This is a genomic window from Hanstruepera ponticola (assembly GCF_012931685.1).
GTDB lineage: Bacteria > Bacteroidota > Bacteroidia > Flavobacteriales > Flavobacteriaceae > Hanstruepera > Hanstruepera ponticola.
The window spans coordinates 527,777-548,482 of sequence record NZ_JABANC010000001.1 but is presented as its reverse complement, the minus strand read 5'-3'; the positions used below and the strand labels follow the sequence as shown (position 1 = coordinate 548,482).

At 33.5% G+C, this 20,706-nt stretch carries 12 protein-coding genes and 1 tRNA gene; 6 read left to right on the top strand and 7 right to left on the bottom strand.

The window, feature by feature from the left end:
• Positions 1-49 precede the first annotated feature (49 nt).
• A tRNA-Asn gene (locus HGK31_RS02400) sits at positions 50-123 on the top strand.
• 98 nt (positions 124-221) lie between these two features.
• Here the strand turns inward: HGK31_RS02400 and HGK31_RS02395 are convergent.
• The 7 genes from HGK31_RS02395 to HGK31_RS02365 all read right to left on the bottom strand — a co-directional run bounded on the left by HGK31_RS02395 (position 222) and on the right by HGK31_RS02365 (position 7,380).
• Positions 222-1,079 (bottom strand): alpha/beta fold hydrolase, encoded by an 858-nt coding sequence (locus HGK31_RS02395; RefSeq protein ID WP_191858322.1) that lies wholly within the window; start codon positions 1,077-1,079, stop codon positions 222-224.
• A gap of 26 nt (positions 1,080-1,105) precedes the next feature.
• Positions 1,106-2,068 carry an NAD(P)-dependent alcohol dehydrogenase gene (locus tag HGK31_RS02390; RefSeq protein WP_191858321.1) on the bottom strand — a complete coding sequence of 321 codons (963 nt, stop codon included), beginning with the start codon at positions 2,066-2,068 and terminating at the stop codon, positions 1,106-1,108.
• Between the two features lie 69 nt (positions 2,069-2,137).
• Complete coding sequence (locus HGK31_RS02385; protein WP_191858320.1) at positions 2,138-2,833, bottom strand: DUF6624 domain-containing protein; 696 nt, start codon at positions 2,831-2,833, stop codon at positions 2,138-2,140.
• Between the two features lie 111 nt (positions 2,834-2,944).
• Positions 2,945-3,562, bottom strand: a complete 618-nt coding sequence (locus HGK31_RS02380; RefSeq protein ID WP_191858319.1) for a hypothetical protein — start codon at positions 3,560-3,562, stop codon at positions 2,945-2,947.
• 288 nt (positions 3,563-3,850) lie between these two features.
• Positions 3,851-5,329 (bottom strand): serine hydrolase domain-containing protein, encoded by a 1,479-nt coding sequence (locus HGK31_RS02375; RefSeq protein ID WP_191858318.1) that lies wholly within the window; start codon positions 5,327-5,329, stop codon positions 3,851-3,853.
• Positions 5,326-5,490 (bottom strand): hypothetical protein, encoded by a 165-nt coding sequence (locus HGK31_RS02370; RefSeq protein ID WP_191858919.1) that lies wholly within the window; start codon positions 5,488-5,490, stop codon positions 5,326-5,328. Before HGK31_RS02370 ends, HGK31_RS02375 begins: the two co-directional genes overlap by 4 nt.
• 84 nt (positions 5,491-5,574) lie before the next feature.
• Positions 5,575-7,380 (bottom strand): tetratricopeptide repeat protein, encoded by a 1,806-nt coding sequence (locus HGK31_RS02365; protein WP_191858317.1) that lies wholly within the window; start codon positions 7,378-7,380, stop codon positions 5,575-5,577.
• Positions 7,381-8,021: 641 nt separating this feature from the next.
• On the opposite strand from HGK31_RS02365, the gene HGK31_RS02360 reads away from it, so the two are divergent.
• The 5 genes from HGK31_RS02360 (at position 8,022) to HGK31_RS02340 (ending at position 20,699) form a co-directional block, all read left to right on the top strand.
• Positions 8,022-10,829, top strand: coding sequence for a helix-turn-helix and ligand-binding sensor domain-containing protein (locus HGK31_RS02360; protein ID WP_191858316.1), 2,808 nt, complete (start codon positions 8,022-8,024; stop codon positions 10,827-10,829).
• A gap of 293 nt (positions 10,830-11,122) precedes the next feature.
• The gene (locus tag HGK31_RS02355; RefSeq protein WP_191858315.1) at positions 11,123-14,269 is read left to right on the top strand and encodes a glycoside hydrolase family 2 TIM barrel-domain containing protein; all 3,147 of its coding nucleotides are present in this window, start codon (positions 11,123-11,125) and stop codon (positions 14,267-14,269) included.
• 9 nt (positions 14,270-14,278) lie between these two features.
• Positions 14,279-16,228, top strand: coding sequence for an Ig-like domain-containing protein (locus HGK31_RS02350; protein ID WP_191858314.1), 1,950 nt, complete (start codon positions 14,279-14,281; stop codon positions 16,226-16,228).
• A 38-nt stretch (positions 16,229-16,266) separates the two neighbouring features.
• Complete coding sequence (locus tag HGK31_RS02345; RefSeq protein WP_233450949.1) at positions 16,267-17,064, top strand: glycoside hydrolase family 16 protein; 798 nt, start codon at positions 16,267-16,269, stop codon at positions 17,062-17,064.
• Between the two features lie 176 nt (positions 17,065-17,240).
• Positions 17,241-20,699: a hypothetical protein gene (locus HGK31_RS02340; protein ID WP_191858889.1), complete on the top strand. Its 3,459-nt coding sequence runs from the start codon at positions 17,241-17,243 to the stop codon at positions 20,697-20,699.
• The last annotated feature ends 7 nt before the right edge of the window (positions 20,700-20,706 follow it).

Sequence of the window (20,706 nt, the reverse complement as noted above, 5' to 3'; positions counted from 1 at the left end):
TAGTAAATAATAAATAATTTATATTTGCGCTCGCAAAAGCGAATAACACTCCTCCTTAGCTCAGTTGGTTAGAGCATTTGACTGTTAATCAAAGGGTCCTTGGTTCGAGCCCAAGAGGGGGAGCTTAACAACAAAAAGCCTTTACAGAAATGTAGAGGCTTTTGTTTTTATGCAGGTTAAACAAATTGCAAGTTTTATTTCTTATATAAGAGTTAAAAGTATTAATTAGAATTATCTAAAATACTATTTTCAATTATTTCAAAATCCTTGTAACTCGGAACATGTTTTGAACCCTCTAAAAGTTTAATTTCTTCTAAAGACGAAAACAGGTGTTTGGAACGTTTAATCATCTTTTTACCTGGAAACATCAAGTCCTTTTCAGCAGCAAAAATAGTAATGGGTGTCTGGATATTTTGAGCTGCTTTTTTTGATAGTAAAGGTAAAGGCGAAAAGTCCATATGACAATGCTGAAAGGTTGCCGACATAAACTGAAGTGCAAAGGTGTCATACTCTGAAAACAAGGCATCCATAACCCGTTTAATATACTTTGGGCTGTTGGTTTTTATAAACTTTTTTAATGGGATGAACATTTTTAGCAAGCCCAGCAGTGGATTGCCATTAACGATATAAACAGGTGCAATTAAAAACACCTGCTTGATGGGTGTTTGGTTAAACTCCAGTGTCTTTAGGCTAATGAGTCCGCCAAATGAAAACCCAACCAATGTCACAGCTTTAAGTCGTAACTTAATGATGATTGCGGTGAGCCATTTACCATAATCTAATGACTTCATATCTAATCGGGTTTCTGCACTTTTATTGGGCTGTGCCAAAACATCTACCGCATAAACACAGTATTTTGTAGTAAGGTTGGAAAGCGATTCCAATATGAGTGGTGCACAACCTCCTGTACCATGAATGAGCAGCAACGGTGGGTTTTGTTTATCACCAGACACTATGATATTGGTTTTACCAAAACGTGTGTCTATTTGTTGCTCTGAATAGGCTAACTGAAGTTGTTCTAATTTTTGATTGTACAGCTTTAGAATGGTTTCTTTTCCTTCTTGTGTTTTAAAAAACATATACAGTTTGTTTTTTGATTGATGATTTATTGATTGACAATAACTATATTACCCACTTTACGACCAGTTTCAAGATAGTGATGTGCTTCCGCGATATCTGGAAGCTTGTAGCTTTTATCAATATTTGTATGTAGTTTACCTTGTTTAAAAAAGCCCGCCAAGTCTAAAAATAATCGTTTTAATTCTTCAGTCTTTTTAATACCAGTAGCTGCAAATTTTACTTTCTTTGGGTTTAATAACCTTTGACAAAGTATTTGACCACTTAATACTGGTGTCATAAAAATACCATTTGAACTTAATAGTTTTTTAGAGACTTTATACGATAGAGCTCCAACCGAATCATAAATTACATTATACTTTTCGTTTATATTAGTTAGAGATATTTTTGTGTAGTCTATTACTTCATCGGCTCCTATAGATTTTACAAAATCAATATTTCTTGTACTACAAACCGCTGTAACTTTTGCGCTCATTAATCTAGCTAATTGAACTGCTGCCGAACCTAGGCTCCCAGATGCACCATTTATTAAAATATGTTGACCTGGTTGTAAGTCTGCAATATCCTTTAGAAAGTTGTAGGAAGTTAAAAAACCATCACATATTGGTGCTGCTTGATAATGAGATATCGTATCTGGTTTTAGCTCAATAACCATATCTTCTGAAATACACAAATAGTCTGCATTACAACCATTGCTAAATAGTTTTTCTCCAAAAACTTCATCACCTACTTTAAATTTTGTGATTTGTGAACCTATAGCCTCCACAACTCCTGAAAAGCCAGTTCCTAAAGCCGTATTTTTTGGTTTAAATAAACCTAAAAACAATCTGCCAAATTTAGGTTTACCTTGGCGCATCATGGTATCTGCTCTTGTTGCTGATGATGCCTTAATTTTTACTAAAACCTCATTTGGTTTTGGTAATGGAATTTCGACATCAATTATCTGAATAACTTCTGGCGAACCGTATTTTGTATAAATTGCTGCTTTCATACTTTTAATTATTTACAACAAAGTTGCAACTTGTTTGGGAGATAGCAGTTCGTATTTGGAAATTGGAACTTAATTGGTTGACTGATTGTTAGGCTCTACCTGCTTTTTCAATTTAAATTCTTCGGTTCGCTTAATTTGTTCTTCAAGATTCCATTCAAAATCAAATCTATTCTTGAGGAATACAGCGATTGAATCGAGCCCAATTTCAGTTCTTCTTTTATCTATGTTTTCAGGATCGTAAACTGGCCAAAGATTAAAACTTTTGGTTTCTGGGTAGTATTTCATCTGTCCACCATAGATTTGTAAATCCCCTCTTTCTGTAGCAATTCTATCTTCAGCTCTTACCAAAAATCGAGGCTCTAGTTTTTTATCTTTTACAGCTTGCCTCATCATGGGAAGGTACTTTATTCTAACTTTATTATCTGCATGTTGAATGACATTACATATGGTCCAATTCCCTTGCTCTCCTGCAATTTCTTTAGTTGGCCATCCATAATTATCTAGAATTTCTTTCACTTTTTTCTCATTAATGGTGTGGTTTCTTTCAATAATAGCTTGTTGCTCTTTAACCAACTCTGAATCTACACCGTATATAGCCATTAATGAGTCTCTTAATCTAATTGGGGTTTGTTCAGTTGTCCAAATTGTATCAAGTATTTGAATAAGACTTTCATTAATTTCAATAGTTGTCGATATATCTTTTGAATTGGTCTTATTTGAGCAATTAAACAGCAACACTAAACAGAATAATAAAATATATTTCATTTTTAATTTTTTTTAATCTTCTAATATGGTGACCTAAAATAAATAGAATTCATAGGTAGTCCAATAACAGATTCTGAATTGGATGGTGATTTATGATGTTTACATTACAACTTATAACCAGCTAAATCCTAATCCAATATTAAATAGTAATGCATCTCTATGCATATCTCCATCCAAAGACGCACGACCAAGAACTACTTTAGATTGAAAATTAAGCGCGAAATTTTTCTTTTTGTAAATTTCATAACCGGTACTTGCCATAACAGCGCAACCGAAGTTCCAATCGTCATTTACATCGTCTTTTATATCGTATAGTGCTGGTGAATCTATGGCTAAACCAATTCCTCCATGAATCCACCAGCGATCTTTTACCCAATATTGTACAGATGGTATAAAACCACCAAAGTTCCTGTCATTATCTTGAAATTCATATATGTTTCCTGGTAAAGAGGCTGTAATAGCAAGGTTTTCGTTTAACATGTAGCCAAATTTTAAATCTGGAAAAACGAACGTTCCTTGAGATGTGTCGAACGTTTGAATACCTGCACTATCTTCTACACTGATAATACCTCCACCTACTACAAATTCTACAATAAAACCATTTCTTTGTGTTGTTGTTTCTGAATTTGTGTTTTGTGCGTATGATATACTAGATGATAATGCCAAGGCTACACAAGCCATTTTTAATAAAATTTGTTTTTTGATTGTTTTGATTTTAATTGATGTCATAATTGTTTGATTTTTGATTAATGATTTTTTTAATTGAGGTGCAAATTTCCTGCAAAAGCTGGACGATTATGAAGTGAAATAACCCAACTGTTGATTTTGAATGATGAATTGTTGATTATCAATAACGTCTTATATTATTTCTGTTATAAAATCAATCAATGTTGTTTCTAAATAGGTAAAACTTACTATTTAGGCTAATTTCTGAATTTTCTTTTGTGTATTATTTTTGGTGAATAACAGGATTGTAATTCTTTAATTTAATCCTTTACGTTTACCATGTCAAATGTATTATTCGTCTTCTTTCAATAATTCTTGTAATGTTTCCTTTGAGCCTTCACTACCTAATTCAACGGCTTTTGTATAACTGGCAATGGCTTGTTCTTTTTGGTTATATTTTAAGTAAGCTTCACCTAATGAATCCCATAAATTACCATCTTCAGGAAATAATTTCACATTGAGTTTAAACAATGCTAATGCCCAATCAGGCTGGTCTTCTTTTTTCAACCTGCTGTAACCTAACCTATTTAAAACATTATGGTCGTTAAATTTAGTTTTAAGTTCACTACTTAAATAATCAGGTAGTTTTTTGGCATCGGATGATGGATTGGTTCTCATAAATTCATGAATCAATTCATAAATATTTCTGGGAATTGGTGCTGGTGTATAATTGGTATTAAAAACCATCTTACCAATTTCTCTAGCCACGTTTTCTGATTCAGGTCCTAAAAACGCATTTGTGATGTATAAGACCACAACATCGTCGTCTATAAATCGAACGAAGTCTGCGAAGTACAAACCATTACTACCATTATGAGCAACGATTTTGGTGTCTCTATCACTTTTAGATATAGCCCAACCATATCCATAATACGATGTCATGTTATCATTTTCAGCTACATACGCAGTTTCTTGAGTTTTTCTTGTTTTAGGTTCTAAAACAACGTTGTTTTTTAAAGCAACATGCCATTTGTATAAATCTTCAATAGTAGAGTGAATGTCGCCTTTACCTATACTATACCAATGATTGTCATTGTAAGGTAAGTACTGTTGGCTTGTTCCCCAATCTGTCCATTTTTCATCATCTCTATTATAGTAATAGCCATGTGCCAGTCGTTCTGTACTAAAATTAATGCGTTTATATCCAGTACTTGTCATTTGGGCAGGGCCAAATAGGTTTTCCTGTAGAAAAGCATTATAAGTATGCCCTGAAACTAGCTCTAATATAGCAGTTAGCATAATATAGTTGGCATTAGCATATTGGTAGGTTGTGCCAGGTTGGGATTGTAATTCTGACTCAAAAAACTCTTTTAAAAACTGTTCTTTGCTTGCTTCATGATATCTAAAACCACCTGTTCTATTAGAAATTCCAGATGTATGTGTTAGTAATTGATGAATGGTTATATCCTTTTTATCACTTGGTGTCTGAACAAAATATGAACTGATTTTATCGGATGTTTTTATTTTTCCTTGCTCTGCCAATTTTAAAATAGCGGATGCTGTAAATTGTTTGGTTACAGAGCCAATATTAAAAACGGTTGCTGGTGAGTTGGGAATTTTATTTTCCCTGTCTGCCCATCCATAGCCTTTAGAAAAAATAACTTCACCTTTTTTAGCAACTAAAACAACACCAGAAAAGCCATTGTTTTCACTTGACTCCAAATACGAGTCAACTCTGTTGAAGAGCTCTTTATTGGTGGTTTGAGAATGAGTGCTTAACGTTGAAAGCGTGATAAATGCAAAAATTACTATTTTAATAGATGATTTCATTTTGATGATTGCTTGTTATTTGAACCATATTCTATTGCCGCACCAATTGCTATGCCTAGTACAAACCACAATTGCATATTTGAGGTTGCATACCCTATAATAGTACCTAGTATGATCCCTATTCCTAATTTTACTCCTTTTATTGTTTTTTTAATTTTCATTTTTTCCATTGTGCTGTTCTTAATTATATTATAGCAAAATTATAACAGCTTTAAATATGAAAAGTTCTACTTTAAAAATCAGAACTAATCTTTTTGTGTACTTTTTAGATATGCATTGGGTGTTATCCCTTCTATTTTTTTAAAGAAGGTATTAAACACTGTTTTAGAATTAAAACCACTATCGTAAGCAACAGCCATAATAGTTAAGCTTTTATTTTCATCTAAAAGAACACGTTCTTTAAATTCTTTTACCCTATAAGAATTCACATATTCTGAAAAGTTTTTCTGAAAGCCCATGTTTAACAATTGAGACACATAATTTGCCGGAAGCTCCAGATAGGATGCCAGATCCTTTAATGCCAGATCGGGATTTAGATACAATTTGTAATCTACCATAATCTGATCTAGTTCTTTACTATACTTTTCAATTTCGTTGGTATCCAGTAATGCCTGTTTGTACTTTTTATTTTGTTTGTAGTTGACATTATCTGGAATGGCTTTCAGCATGATGTCTTTAAATCCTTTATGATTTTTTAAAGGCTTAAGAATTGGTGATGGATTTAATAATAAAATTAATGGCAACCGTTTATGGTATGCTTGAGTAATTAAATCAACTACTTTTTCATAATTACCTAACAAGGCATTAACTAATATCAAAAATGTAAAAGCCTTATCTACTAGTGCTGTTGTTAAATAAGTTTCTAGTTCCTTTAATCCATCATTACATTTTTCCATTTCATTGAGCTTTGCATAACACATGGTTTCACCTCCTAATTTAGTGAGGTCTTTTACAGAAACGCCTTTAAGCGAACCGAAATATGCTAAAGCTTCATGTGGTTTGCCTGATAGTAATAAACAAAGCCCTATATAAATTGGTGGAAATGGTAACTTTGGGTCTAGCTCCAATGCCTTTTTTAAGAAAGGTATGGCTGTATTGTAATCTTCTTGTAAGTAATATAAAAACCCCTTATAATGATGGTTGATAGCGGCATAAGGGTCTAACTGTAATGCTTTGTCAAGATAATTACGTGCCGCATCTAACTTACCCTCAACCGTTAAAAAGTTAGAAATAGTTAAGTAAATATCGTCTGCCTGTTGAATCTCCAATGCCTTATGGGTATGTTCGTAAGCTTTCTTAAGATTCCAGTTCTGCCAGCATTCTATCCAAGCTAAATTTAATTGAGACCGTGATGAGTTTGGGTCTAACTCCAATGCCTTTAACAAATAAGGCTGGGCCTTCTCGTAGGCTTCAAATGCAGGTAACAATCCCATGGTTCCCAAATTAACATAGGCTAGATTAATATCTAGATAGGGATTCGAAAAATTGGGTGCTTTTTTTATGAGATTTTGAAGAATATTGATACCCTTTATAGAGTTTTTATAATCCAACTTCATGATGTAATATCGCCCTTTTAGGTATTCTCTATAAATATCTACAGGAACATCAATAGGCTCTACTAGTTTATCTTGAATCTCAATATGGCCAATATGTTCGCGTAAGCGTTCAGCAATGAACATACTTATTTCATCTTGAACGGCAAAAATATCATTTAGGTTTCTATCAAATGTTTCAGACCAAAAATGGAAATCTTCCTCTGTATCTATCATCTGGACCGTTATTCGCATTTTAGACCCTGATAGTCTTACACTACCTTCAATAAAAGTCGCCACATCAAGTTTTTCCTTGACCTCTTGCGTTGTTACTGGTTTATTTTTGAAATAAAATGAAGACGTTCTTGAGGTAACTGATAAATCTTTAATTTTTGCCAAGGCATTAATTACCTCTTCAGTCAGACCGTCACAAAAGTATTCGTTGTTTTCACTATTACTCATGTTGACAAATGGTAATACTGCTATACTAGTTTTAGTCTGGTTTAAAGATAGTGGCATGAAAGATAATTTGAGTCGAAAAAGCAAACAGCAATTTTAATGACTTCTTTTTAAATAGCTATTAAATTAAGTTAATAAAGCTACAAAAAAACCTTTAATGCTATTATTGAGTCTCATGGTTATTAAAATCATCAATTTGCTAATTAGAACTACAGCTAAAGGCTGCATTGGATAAAGTGTGATGCGAATACGAACATTGACATATTATATATTCATTTCCATTTCATATTGATTAACTGTATTCGATAATCCAATTGAATTGAGGAAATCTATTTTCTGGTTCAATCTTGTATCAACATTTATTATTTTTATTGGGTTTGAAACTTCCTTTATTCCTTTATAAATTGCAGCTCACAGTCTAGGCCATATTTTCGTTGCGTGAAAATCAGCTATGATTTTCCGCCGTAAACCAAAGTTAGTAAATTTACGAGGACTATCCGAAAGGAAAGTCAGAAGTAATTAACTATAGCTGTGTTGCAACTAGCTTTATTTTATTAGTAAATCATAGTTATAAATCGAATTCAAAGGGTAAAATAGTGTGTCTTACTACTAAAAATCTCATTGTATAGGTGTTTTTTTGTTTTGTCTATAACCATACATTCTTCGTATATTGTACACTACTTAAGCAAAAAGATGGTTATATGAAATTAAATACTTTGTTATTATCTGTAATTGGTTTTTTATTGTATGGTCATATTTTTAGTCAGGAATTACCTCCAATTGAAAGTTACGGACCCAAAAATTATGATGCAGATAACCAAAATTGGGATATATCCCAGGCAGACAACAAATATGTCTATATAGCAAATAATAGGGGTTTGCTAGAATATAATGGCTCTGATTGGAACGTTTATACAACTCCAAACAAAACACTTATGAGATCGGTTAATGTGGTTGGGGAAAGGATTTACACAGGTTGCTACATGGAGTTTGGTTATTGGATAAAAGATAATTTTGGAACGCTCAATTATTTCTCATTATCTAGTAAGATTGATGAGATTATTGAAGACGAAGAATTTTGGAAAATAGCTAGCATAAAACATTGGGTTATTTTTCAATCACTCGACAGAATTTATATTTACGACTCCATTAATGATACCTTTAATATTATTGAACCAGAATCTACAATTGTCAAAATGTACGTCATTGAAAACGAAGTGTTTTTTCAAGTCTTTGATAAGGGTATTTTTAAAATTGAAAATGGAGTTGCCAATTTAGTAATTGACAATACTGAAATTGTTAATTCAAGAGTTGTCAATATGTTCAGATTTGAAAATAATTACTTAATTCTAACTTCTCGAAAAGGATTCTATAATTATAGCAATGCCGGAATAGCAAAATGGAATATAGCCTATGATGATGAATTGAAGAACATGACAATTTATTCTGCTAAAATGCTAGAAGATCAAACAATTTTACTCGGGACAATATCAAATGGGTTGGTTGCATTGAATTATAAAGGTGAATTTAAGTATCACATCAATCAATCAAAAGGATTACAAAACAATACTGTGCTCACGATAGAAGAGGATGTGGATGAAAATTTATGGTTAGGACTAGATAATGGTCTTAATTTCATTAAAAGTAATTCACCTTACAGAATTTACTATGATTATTCAGGAAAATTGGGTGCTGTTTATGCTTCAATAGTTTTTAAGAACCATATATATATTGGAACAAATCAAGGGTTATTTTACAAAAAACTTGACAGTGATGATGATTATGAGTTAATATCAAACACGAATGGTCAGGTTTGGAGTTTAACAGAAATCAATGACGAATTGTTTTGTGGGCACGATTCAGGAGCTTTTGTAATTAGGAATATTGATGAGGCTTATATGATTCCAGGCACTCAAGGAACATGGGATTTTAAGCCATTAAATGATGAGGCAAATTTAATTTTGCAAGGAAATTATGATGGGCTCAATGTTTTAGAAAAAAACGAGTCTCAATGGGTTTTGAGAAATAAAATTATTGGTTTTGATATCTCATCACGATATTTAGAGCTAATTAATGATAATACCGTTTTTGTTAGTCATGAATATAAAGGTGTATTCAAAATTAAATTGGACAGCTCATGGTCAAAAGCAATCAATGTTGAAAAGGAGTCGCATTTGGAGAAAGGGCTTAATTCAAGTTTAACAAAATATAAGGGCATGGTTTATTATGCCAATCAAAAAGGAGTGTTTAGGTTTAATGCTAATAAAAGTGAGTTTGTACAAGATAGCGTTTTGTCAGACTTTTATAATGATGGTAGTTATGTTTCAGGTAAATTGATACCAGATAATACCGGAAAACTATGGAATTTTTCAAAATATAATTTGTCATATTTTGATTTTGAAACGTTCGGTAATAAGCCGGAATTATTTAGAATTTCCCTAGCAAAACAGCAAACAAATAGTATGAATGGGTATGAGAACATAACCCATTTGTTGAACCAAGAATACTTAATAGGAACATCAAATGGCTATATGATAGCTGATTTCTCAAAGATTGATAACAATGATTCTTATCAGATATCCATAAATGAAGTCCAGGCAGGAAAATTAGACTCCGAACTAAAAAAAATCATTCTGGATGAACAAGCTGAATTTCATAATAAGACTAATAATATTTTTTTCAAATTTAGTATCCCAGAATATTATAGATATTCAGAAAAGCGATTTCAATATTTATTAGAAGGATACAATACGGATTGGAGTGATTGGACAACCAACACGTCACAATTTTATGAAAATTTACCTTCTGGAGATTATACGTTTAGAGTTAAGGGTAAAATAGGTCAAATAGAGACTAAAAATGAAGCGAGTTATAAATTCACGATAGCTAAACCCTGGTATTTGACTGATTTGTTTATTTCAATTTACATAATTAGTGGTTTAATTTTGCTATTAATAGTTCATCTTATCTATAGAACTTATTACAGAAAACAACGAAAAAAACTCTTAATTCGAACTCAAAAAGATATTGAGCTAAAGGAACTCGAAAACAAACAACAGCTCATGACGTTTAAAAATGAAAAGCTCAATCAGGATATTGAAAATAAAAATCGAGAATTAGCAATATCTACTATGAGTTTAATAAAAAAGAACGAGTTTTTAAATAATATCAAAGAAGAGCTAAATAAGAAAAATCAAAACAACAATCTAAATCCAATTATCAAAATAATTGATAAAAATCTGAACAATACAAACGATTGGGAATTATTCGAAGAAGCCTTTAATAATGCCGATAAAGATTTCTTAAAAAAAGTAAAATCTAAACACCCAGCATTAACACATAATGATTTGCGTTTGTGTGCTTATTTAAGGCTGAATCTATCATCAAAAGAAATTGCTCCATTACTAAATATATCTACCAGAAGTGTCGAGGTGAAACGATATCGTTTGCGTAAAAAAATGGAATTAGAGCATGAAACAAGCTTAACAGACTATATTTTACAATTATAAAACACACAACAGGCCGTTATTTATACTATACATTACCACAACATTGGTGAAAGAAAACCATAAGACCGTAAAAATCACTCTAGGTTTTTCCTGCGCTATTTGCGGTGTTTAGGCATAAACAATGATGATTTCTCAAAATATCAAGCTTTTTTTTACGATGTATATTTTTTGTTGGGGTTAAAATTGTCAAATTCACAGTTTCAAGCATTACATTTACCATTGTGGTCATATGAATAATGAAAAAAACAGTTCATCTTCGATCCAAACCACTAGCCTAACTAAAATTTGAAACTATGAAAAACAATCTAGCAGGAATAATTCTTTTCTTTTTCACCTGTTTTAGCTTTTCGCAACAAAACATGGTCAACGTAAAAAAAGATGCTTCCGGTATGCGTTTAATGGTAAACGGTAAAGACTTTATAGTCAATGGCATGAACTGGGATTATATTCCAATTGGAAAAAATACGGTAGATGCCAGATTTTGGGAAAATCCAGATGATATTATTAAAGAGGGCCTTGACACCGAAATGTCCTTGTTGAAAAATATGGGAGTCAATGTAATAAGACAATATACAGGAGTACCTGCAAGGTGGATTTCTTACATATATGAAAAATATGGTATTTATACCATGCTCAACCATTCCTTTGGTCGTTATGGCTTAACCCTTGATGGTGTTTGGACTCCTGTTACTATATATGACGACCCGAAAACACAAGAACATTTGTTAACTGAAGTTGATGATTTGGTCAATGAATACAAACACACACCAGGATTGTTAATGTACCTTTTAGGAAACGAAAACAACTATGGTCTTTTTTGGCAGGGTGCAGAAACTGAAGATTTTCCTGATGACGAAAAGGAAAAAGAGTATATAGGTGAAACCAGGGGAAGACCTATGTATCGATTAATGAATGAAGCGGCAAAACGCATGAAAGCTGTAGATGAATCACACCCCGTTGCCATTTGTAATGGAGATGTTTTGTTTATTGATATTGTGGCCGAAGAGTGTAAAGATGTTGATATTTATGGAACGAACACCTATCGAGGTGTTTCTTTTACAGACATGTTTGATGTTGTCAAAGAAAAATTAGACATGCCTTTGTTGTTTACGGAGTTTGGTGCCGATGCCTTCAATGAAATTGAAAAGAAAGAAGATCAAAAAATGCAAGCATATTATATGCTTGGTAATTGGAAAGAGATTTACGAAAATGCTGCAGGACTGGGAAAGTCGGGTATTTCAATAGGTGGTTTTACCTTTCAGTTTAGTGATGGATGGTGGAAATATGGGTTTGATGACAGAGTAAATGCCGATGTTCATGATAGCAACGCGTCTTGGGCTAATGGTGGGTACCCTCACGATTTGGCACCAGGTGAAAATAATATGAATGAAGAGTGGTTTGGAATTTGTGCTAAAGGACCTACTAATGAAAGAGGTCTCTACGACCTTTATCCACGAGCGGCCTATTACACACTCAAGGAAGCGCATAGATTAAATCCTTATGACGAAGGAATGACATCAGAATTCTTGAACGATTATTTTAAGAACATTCAAATAATGGATGCTGTTTTAAAAGCAAGAGGTGATAAGGCAGCACTAGAATCACAAAGTTCACAAAAATTAGGAATTAGTCAACTAAGAGCGGAATTCACAACTTTCAGTACTGGAGGAAGTCTCATTACCACACCCGATGAGCCAAATGAAGATGACTTGGTTTTCCCTGATGAATTAGGTTTTGATCATATGCAGTCTTTTTATGTTGGGGTGGAAGCCAATCCAACTGCCAATATGAGGGCTAATGTGAATGTCAATATTGTTGGAAACGTAGCTGAAAATCCCATCGATGAAATCTTTTATGAAAATAGAGCAAGAACTCGTGCTGTTAACACAGCCGAAGGAGAACTTCAACTTTCAGATATCGAAAGAGTCAAAGTATACAGCGCTGAATATGAATGGAATGCCAAAGATTTTGATTTAAGAGGTTTCTACAGAACAGGTCATTATCATTGGCAATATGAAGGGGATTTCTTTGGATTATATCCAGAGGCAAATTATGGTCCCAATTTAGATATATACAATGGAGAGATTTCAGGATTTGAAGTTGATGGGAAGCGTTCGTTTTCAGGTTTTAAGGCGGCTTTTGGCCCTCAATTATGGTGGGGTGCTAACCCAGCAATCTTATTAAAATATGAACGGACTGTAGGTAAATTTGATTTAGCAGCAATATACAGAAGCGATATTGATGACGCTAATGCTGCTGTGTCTTCTATTGCAGTTCCGTTACCACAAACAAGAACTGCTACGCTTTATATAAAGAGAGAATTTGGAGATGTAGGTATCGAATTAGGTGGTATTTGGGGTGGACAACCATTAAATGGTAGAAAGTTTCAAATAGCAGAAGGTGAACCAGGAAACTATACCGTTTATGAAGATGAGATAAAAGGAAGTGATAATTGGGGAGGAAAAGCAAAAATTACTTTTTCTAAAGGACGATTTAATTGGTATGCCCAAGGGGCTGTTATGGGATTGGTTGCTAATGGAGGTGCAGATGCAACCCAAACATTTACAGGTTGGAGACTTAAAGACACAGGTAGTGGCAACCAAACCAACTTCTTAACTGGATTTACTTATGCTCTCGGTGATTTGCAAGTAGCCCCTAATTTTCTTTGGCAAAAACCTTTAGTTGACCCAATGCCAGGTGATGTTGGAGCACCGGGACGATTAAGAAACATTCAAGATGATCCATTTGCCGTAAGAGCAAATAGAGAAACTGTTGGTGGTGAGCTATTGTTGACTTATGATCCAACCCCTGGAACTTGGATGTACCAATGGGACAATGACAGGCAAGAAGATGCCAAATTTGCCTTTAGTACAGGTTTTGTTTACCGTCATCTACCTACGTCTCAAGATGCAGCGATAGGTATTTTACCTGATGGAAGAACGACATTCGCTTTTCCAGGTGCCGCACCTGCAGAGGATTTATGGGAATCTAATACCAGAATCGTATCCAAAATTCATTCAGATTTTGGAATCATTGCTAATTTATATTTCGGAAACGCTCAAGCAAATGGTAGCGACCCACGATTGATTGAACGTTATGGTGGTGATATTAGGGTAATCTATAAAAAATTGAAATTAGTTTACTCATCAAAGTTCAATGATTGGGGACCTTATGACTATCATCGTGATTTCAACTTAACGTTTCCTGTTCAGGTTATGTTAGACTTATCGACAACTTTAGGTAAACCGGATTGGTTTATTTTACCAAATACCCAAATAGGTATTAGAGGCACGTATCGTACTCTTGATCAATATTCAAATAGATATGCTCCTGCAGCTGTTGAAGGCTTTTCAACTTTACCTGTTTTAAGCCCAGTTGGTTTTCCTGAAGGTAATGAATGGGAAATCAGGACCTATATTCACATTAACGTAGGCAAATAATATAAGATTATGAAAAATATAAAATACAATTATTTTCAAAACACACTGCTTTTAACCTTTGTATTATTAGTTTTAGCAGGTTGTGAACGAGATTTATCCGATGATGCTGTTTTAGCTGGATTCTCTACAGAAGGAGATATTTTTACTGATGCACCTGTAGGTTTAGGAAGTAATTTCTATTTCCCATATTTAGGTTCAAAACCAGATGCAGCGGCATTTGATGGTGTTGAAACTTATAAAGGTAATGCATCAATTCGTTTGAGTGTGCCAAATGCAGATGATCCAGAAGGAAATTATGCAGGTGCTATATTGAGAATTGATGGTCCAGGACGAGATTTAACAGGTTACGATGCTTTAACATTTTGGGCTCGTGGTTCACAGGGTGTTATTCTAGATGGAGTAGGATTTGGAGAGGACTTTATAGAAAATAAATATCAAGCAACTATTACTAATGTTAGTATTGGTACTGGTTGGAATAAATATATTGTTCCAATTCCAGATCCATCTAAATTGGTTGAAGAAAGAGGTATGCTGCGTTATGCTGCTGGAACACAAGGTACGGGTGGACTAGGTTATACTATTTGGTTTGATGAGATTCGATTTGAAAAACTTGGCAATATAGCTCAACCAAGACCTGCAATATTAGACGGTCAAGATATAGTATCAGAAACATTTATTGGGGCAAATAGACCCCTAACAGGTTTGACACAAACATTTAATTTAGGAAATGGACAAGATCAAACTGTAGAAGCTGCTCCAGCTTATTTCAGTTTTACTTCTTCTAATCCCGGAGTAGCAACAGTTGACGACATGGGGCTTGTTTCGATAGTTGGATCAGGAACTGCAGTTATTACGGCTTCACTTGATGGTGTAGATGCGACAGGTTCATTAACGATTGTTTCATTAGGGGATTTTGATTCTGCGCCTGTCCCAGATGAAGATCCGGCAAATGTAATTTCAATATTTAGTGATGCCTATAACAATGTTCCAGTAGACTATTACAACGGATTTTTCAACGGTGATGGACAAACTACTCAAGGTGGTGCGCCTCCAATAGATATTAATGGAGATGAGGTAATTAACTATACCGATTTGAATTTTGTAGGAATTGGAACATTCTTAAATGTTGCACCAGTTAATGCCACAGAAATGACGCATATGCATGTTGATATTAACGTAAACGAGGCTCTGGATCCAGGAGACCAGTTGCGAGTTCAATTAATAAATGGTGTACAAACCGCAAATGAAACTTCAGGCTCGGTAGTGATTCCAGCTTCTGATTTGGTCTCTAATGGTTGGGGAAGTTACGATATTCCGTTGGGGGAGTTCACAGGCTTGGCCAGCAGGGCAGAGTTGGGATTAATTTTCTTTATATCTAATAATAGTGCTAATGTACCTACCATATCAAACATTTATGTTGACAACATTTATTATTATAAAGAAGTAGTTGATCCAACACCACCTGTTGATGATTCAATGGCAACTGAAGTGGCTTTACCAGTTGGTTTCCAGTCTACCAGTTTGGTTTATGATTTTGTCGGATTTGAAGGAGCAGATTCATCAATAGAAGCCAACCCAATGACAAATGGAATTAATCCAACATCGTTTGCAATGAGATCCATAAAAACAGCCGGAGCTCAATTTTTTGCTGGTACGTTTTTGAATTTAGACTCACCTATAGACTTTACAACGTCACAAAAGTTTAGAATGAAAGTATTGTCACCAAAAAGTGGTATTCCAATTCGTGTTCGGTTGGAAGATCAAAACAATACTGCAGGAATTGAATTAGATGCATCAACAACTACATTAGACGAATGGGAAGAGTTGGAATGGGACTTTAGCGGTTTGTACAACCCTTCAGTAAATTATGTTCGAATAGTGGTGTTTTTTGAATTTGTACCAGGTTTAGCTGGAGATGGTAGCACTTACTATTATGACGATTTGAAAGTAATTGACTAATAAAAAGAAATCATAGCATGATGAAAAAATCAAAATATATGAGTATCCTATGTGCAATAGCATTCGCATTGGGGTGTTCTACAGACGAAACTCAAACGGTTACGACTTTAAATCAATTGGTTTGGCAAGACGAGTTTAATACAGATGGACCTCTAGAAACAAGTAAGTGGAATTATGATATAGGAAATGGCTCGGAACAAGGGATACCTGGTTGGGGAAACAATGAATTACAGTATTACACCGATAGACCTGAAAATATAAATATTCAAGATGGTATGTTGATGATTACTGCTCGGGAAGAATCTTACGAAGGTTCAGGCTTTACATCTGCCAGAATTCAAACTAAAGATTTGTTTGAAAAAAAATACGGACGTTTTGAAGCGCGTATTCAGTTACCTTGGGGGCAAGGTATGTGGCCAGCCTTTTGGATGCTGGGTTCAAATTCTGATGTGGTTCAATGGCCTGCATGCGGCGAAATTGATATTATGGAAAATAGAGGTAGTGAACCAACTATTATAAACGGAACGGTTCATGGTCCAGGATATTCAGCTGGAGAATCTATATCTAAAGCTTATGACCTAGTAAATGATAGATTTGATACAGGTTTCCATGTCTTTGGTATTGAATGGGGTGAAGGCTATATAAATTTTTATGTAGATGATGTGTTGTATAATCAGATAACTCCAGAAGATGTTCCTGGTCCTTGGATTTTTGATAACCAACCCTTTTATATAATTATGAATGTCGCTGTAGGTGGTAATTATGGAGGACCTCCAAATGATAATACTGTTTTCCCGCAGACGATGTATGTGGATTACGTCCGTGTTTATCAATAAAAAACCCTGTGAACATATTTAATTAAAGGTTGGGCTAGCTTCTTGACCTTTTAAAGCACACCCAAATTTTATAATGATCAATCTAACCTACAAACAGTAATCAGTAGGTTTAAAAGACTACTATGACGACAAAAATTTTAACCAATAATCAAAATTTTGAAGAAAGAAACACAAGTATGAATCCCAACAAAATTTATATAGGCAATAGTCAGGCTTCATTTAAAGAGGAAGATATTACTGGTGAATTAACAAATTTTGAAGGCGAGGTATATTATAAGATTTCAAATAGTGATGAAATGAGACCATTTTTCATGAGTCTTGTTAGTAATTCTAATCACTGGATGTTTATATCAAGTAACGGAGGCTTAACTGCGGGCAGGAAAGATGCAAATAACGCATTGTTTCCTTATTATACAGATGATAAGATAACAGAATCTGCTGAAATTACTGGTAGTAAAACAATAATGAGAGTTCTTAAAAACAATAAAACGTTTTTATGGGAACCATTTTCAAACAGGTATCATGGAATCTATAATGTTAAAAGAAATCTTTACAAAAGTCAATATGGGAACAAAGTTGTTTTTGAAGAATTGAATGAAGAATTAGAATTGACATTTCGTTATTCATGGAATTCAAGTAATTTATTTGGATTTGTAAAGAAATCGACACTACAAAACAATTCAAATTCTAGTGTCAATGTTACTTTTTTAGATGGTTTACAAAATATTGTTCCATATGGTGTTGGATCTGATTTACAAAACGATTACAGTAATTTAGTAGATGCCTATAAACGCAGTGAACTTGAAGAAAACACCGGCATTGGAATATTTGCTTTAAGTGCTATTATTGTTGATAAAGCAGAACCTAGTGAAGCATTAAAATCTAATATTATATGGTCTTTAGGTGTAAAAAACCCAAAATATCTATTGTCTTCATTACAACTTGACAAGTTTAGAAGGGGAGAATCTCTTAAACAAGAATCAGATATAAAGGCTGAAAAAGGTGCTTATTTTATTGAGTCAAATGTATCTCTTTCAACAAATGAAAATCAGAGCTGGATGTTTATTGCGAATGTGAACCAAAATATAAGCGATATTGTATCTATTTCTGAAAAAATAAAAAATGATTCAAATTTACAAGAGCAAGTTCAGGATAATATTGAATTGGGCACAAAACATTTGTTAGAATTAGCAGGTGCTTCAGATGCTATGCAATTAAGTAGAAATAAATTACGAAATACACGTCATTTTTCAAACACCTTGTTTAATATAATGCGTGGAGGAATTTTTGATGATAACTATCAAATAGAAAAAAGCGATTTCATAAAATATATTGGTAAAGCAAACAAAAAAGTCTTTAAGAAGAAAAACAGTTTGCTTAATAACTTGCCAGATGCATTCAGTTTAGAATATATTAAAAACATTGCAGAGAAAGATGAAGACAAAAACTTTAAACGTCTTTGCTTCGAATATTTACCATTAAAATTTAGCCGAAGACATGGTGACCCAAGTCGACCATGGAATCAATTTTCAATAAACACAAGGAGTGAGGTTGACGGGTCTAAAATTTTAGATTACGAAGGAAATTGGCGCGATATTTTTCAGAATTGGGAAGCTTTAGCGCATTCATATCCAGAATTTATTGAAAGTATGATTCATAAATTTTTGAATGCTACAACATTTGATGGTTATAATCCCTATCGTGTCACAAAAGATGGTTTTGATTGGGAAACTATAGAACCAGACGACCCTTGGTCTTATATTGGCTATTGGGGAGATCATCAAATTATTTATTTATTGAAATTCTTAGAAATAATTGAAGGTCACTATCCCAACAGGTTATCAAGTTATTTTAACCAAGAAGTTTTTGTTTATGCTAATGTGCCTTATAAAATAAAGCCGTATGCTGATTTATTGAAAAACCCAAAAGACACTATCGATTTTGATGATAAACTTGACGCTAGAATTCATCAAAAACGTCAAGAACTGGGTGTAGACGGTGCGCTTTTAAGAGATGAAAATTATTTTATCTATAAGGTAAATCTTATGGAAAAATTGTTGGCTACAGTTCTAGCTAAGTTATCAAATTTTATTCCCGAAGGTGGTATTTGGCTTAATACACAAAGACCAGAATGGAATGATGCCAATAATGCATTAGTTGGCAATGGTGTTTCCATGGTAACACTTTATTATTTAAGACGATTCTTGAAATTTTTTGAAAATATTGTTGAATATTATGAATTAGAAACCTTTGAAATTTCGGAAGAATTAGCTGAATTTTTTGAAAAGGTATTAAACACTTTTGTAGATTTTAAAAGTGTATTAAATGCTAGAATAAACGATAAGGATAGAAAATCAATATTGGATAGACTCGGAACAGCAGGAAGTATTTTCAGGGAGAAAATTTATGAAAACGGCTTTTCAAGTAATAAAAGAGGCATTTTTAAAAGTGATCTCACACAGTTTTTATCAATATCTAGGGCATATTTAGAGCATTCCATTGAAGCTAATCAACGAGATGATAAATTGTATCATGCCTACAATTTAATGACTGTAAAAAATGATTCTGAAGTTTCAATTTCATATTTACCAGAGATGTTAGAGGGTCAAGTTGCAGTTTTAAGTTCAGGATACATTTCAGGAAAAGAATCACTTGAAGTTTTAAACGCATTGAAATCTAGTGCGCTTTTCAGACCAGACCAGTATAGTTATTTATTATATCCAGATAAAGAACTTAATAAGTTTGTTGTGAAGAATAAAGTGCCAAAAGAAGCCGTAGCTAATTCGATGTTATTACAACGGCTTCTAGAGGATGGTAATAAGCAAATAATTCAAAAAGATGTTTTAGGGAATTATCATTTTAATGGAACATTTAATAATGCTAACAGTTTAAAAGAAGCTTTAGATGGTCTAGAAAGCAAATATCAAGCGCTTGCAAATGCTGATAAAAAATTGCTGCTAGAAACTTATGAGAATATGTTTAACCATAAGGCCTTTACAGGTCGTTCAGGAACCTTCTTTGGTTATGAAGGTTTAGGGTCAATTTACTGGCATATGGTATCTAAGTTGTTGCTCGCTGTTCAAGAAACAACTTTAGAAGCACTTAAAAACGATGAAAACGATGTTATAATTGGTGGATTACTAGATCATTATTATGAAATTAATGAAGGGATTGGGGTTCATAAATCTCCAGAGCTATATGGTGCCTTTCCAACAGACCCTTATTCACATACTCCTTCAGGTAAAGGTGCCCAACAACCAGGTATGACTGGTCAAGTAAAAGAAGATATTCTTTGTAGGTTCGGAGAATTAGGTGTGTTTGTTGAGAATGGACGCATGGTTTTCAATCCAAGATTATTAAGACATGAGGAGTTTTTAAAAGAATCAAAGGACTTTGTTTACACAACAATCAATAAAGAAATAGAAACTCTGAATATTGAAGCGAAATCGGTCTGTTTTACATATTGTCAAATCCCTGTCATTTATAATTTGGGAGCCAAAAATGGTATACAAGTAATTTTCAATGACGGTAAAATAACGGAATTTGATTCACTACAAATAGATTTAAAAACAAGCAAAAAAGTTTTTAAAAGAGAAGGAGAAATTAATAGAATTTTAGTTTCACTTAAAGAGTAAAACGAAA

Bases quoted from the DNA above. Each gene is read 5' to 3' on its own strand.
- HGK31_RS02395 (WP_191858322.1), bottom strand. From the start codon at position 1,079: ATGTTTTTTAAAACACAAGAAGGAAAAGAAACCATTCTAAAGCTGTAC.
- HGK31_RS02390 (WP_191858321.1), bottom strand. From the start codon at position 2,068: ATGAAAGCAGCAATTTATACAAAATACGGTTCGCCAGAAGTTATTCAG.
- HGK31_RS02385 (WP_191858320.1), bottom strand. From the start codon at position 2,833: ATGAAATATATTTTATTATTCTGTTTAGTGTTGCTGTTTAATTGCTCA.
- HGK31_RS02380 (WP_191858319.1), bottom strand. From the start codon at position 3,562: ATGACATCAATTAAAATCAAAACAATCAAAAAACAAATTTTATTAAAA.
- HGK31_RS02375 (WP_191858318.1), bottom strand. From the start codon at position 5,329: ATGAAATCATCTATTAAAATAGTAATTTTTGCATTTATCACGCTTTCA.
- HGK31_RS02370 (WP_191858919.1), bottom strand. From the start codon at position 5,490: ATGAAAATTAAAAAAACAATAAAAGGAGTAAAATTAGGAATAGGGATC.
- HGK31_RS02365 (WP_191858317.1), bottom strand. From the start codon at position 7,380: ATGCCACTATCTTTAAACCAGACTAAAACTAGTATAGCAGTATTACCA.
- HGK31_RS02360 (WP_191858316.1), top strand. From the start codon at position 8,022: ATGAAATTAAATACTTTGTTATTATCTGTAATTGGTTTTTTATTGTAT.
- HGK31_RS02355 (WP_191858315.1), top strand. From the start codon at position 11,123: ATGAAAAACAATCTAGCAGGAATAATTCTTTTCTTTTTCACCTGTTTT.
- HGK31_RS02350 (WP_191858314.1), top strand. From the start codon at position 14,279: ATGAAAAATATAAAATACAATTATTTTCAAAACACACTGCTTTTAACC.
- HGK31_RS02345 (WP_233450949.1), top strand. From the start codon at position 16,267: ATGAGTATCCTATGTGCAATAGCATTCGCATTGGGGTGTTCTACAGAC.
- HGK31_RS02340 (WP_191858889.1), top strand. From the start codon at position 17,241: ATGAATCCCAACAAAATTTATATAGGCAATAGTCAGGCTTCATTTAAA.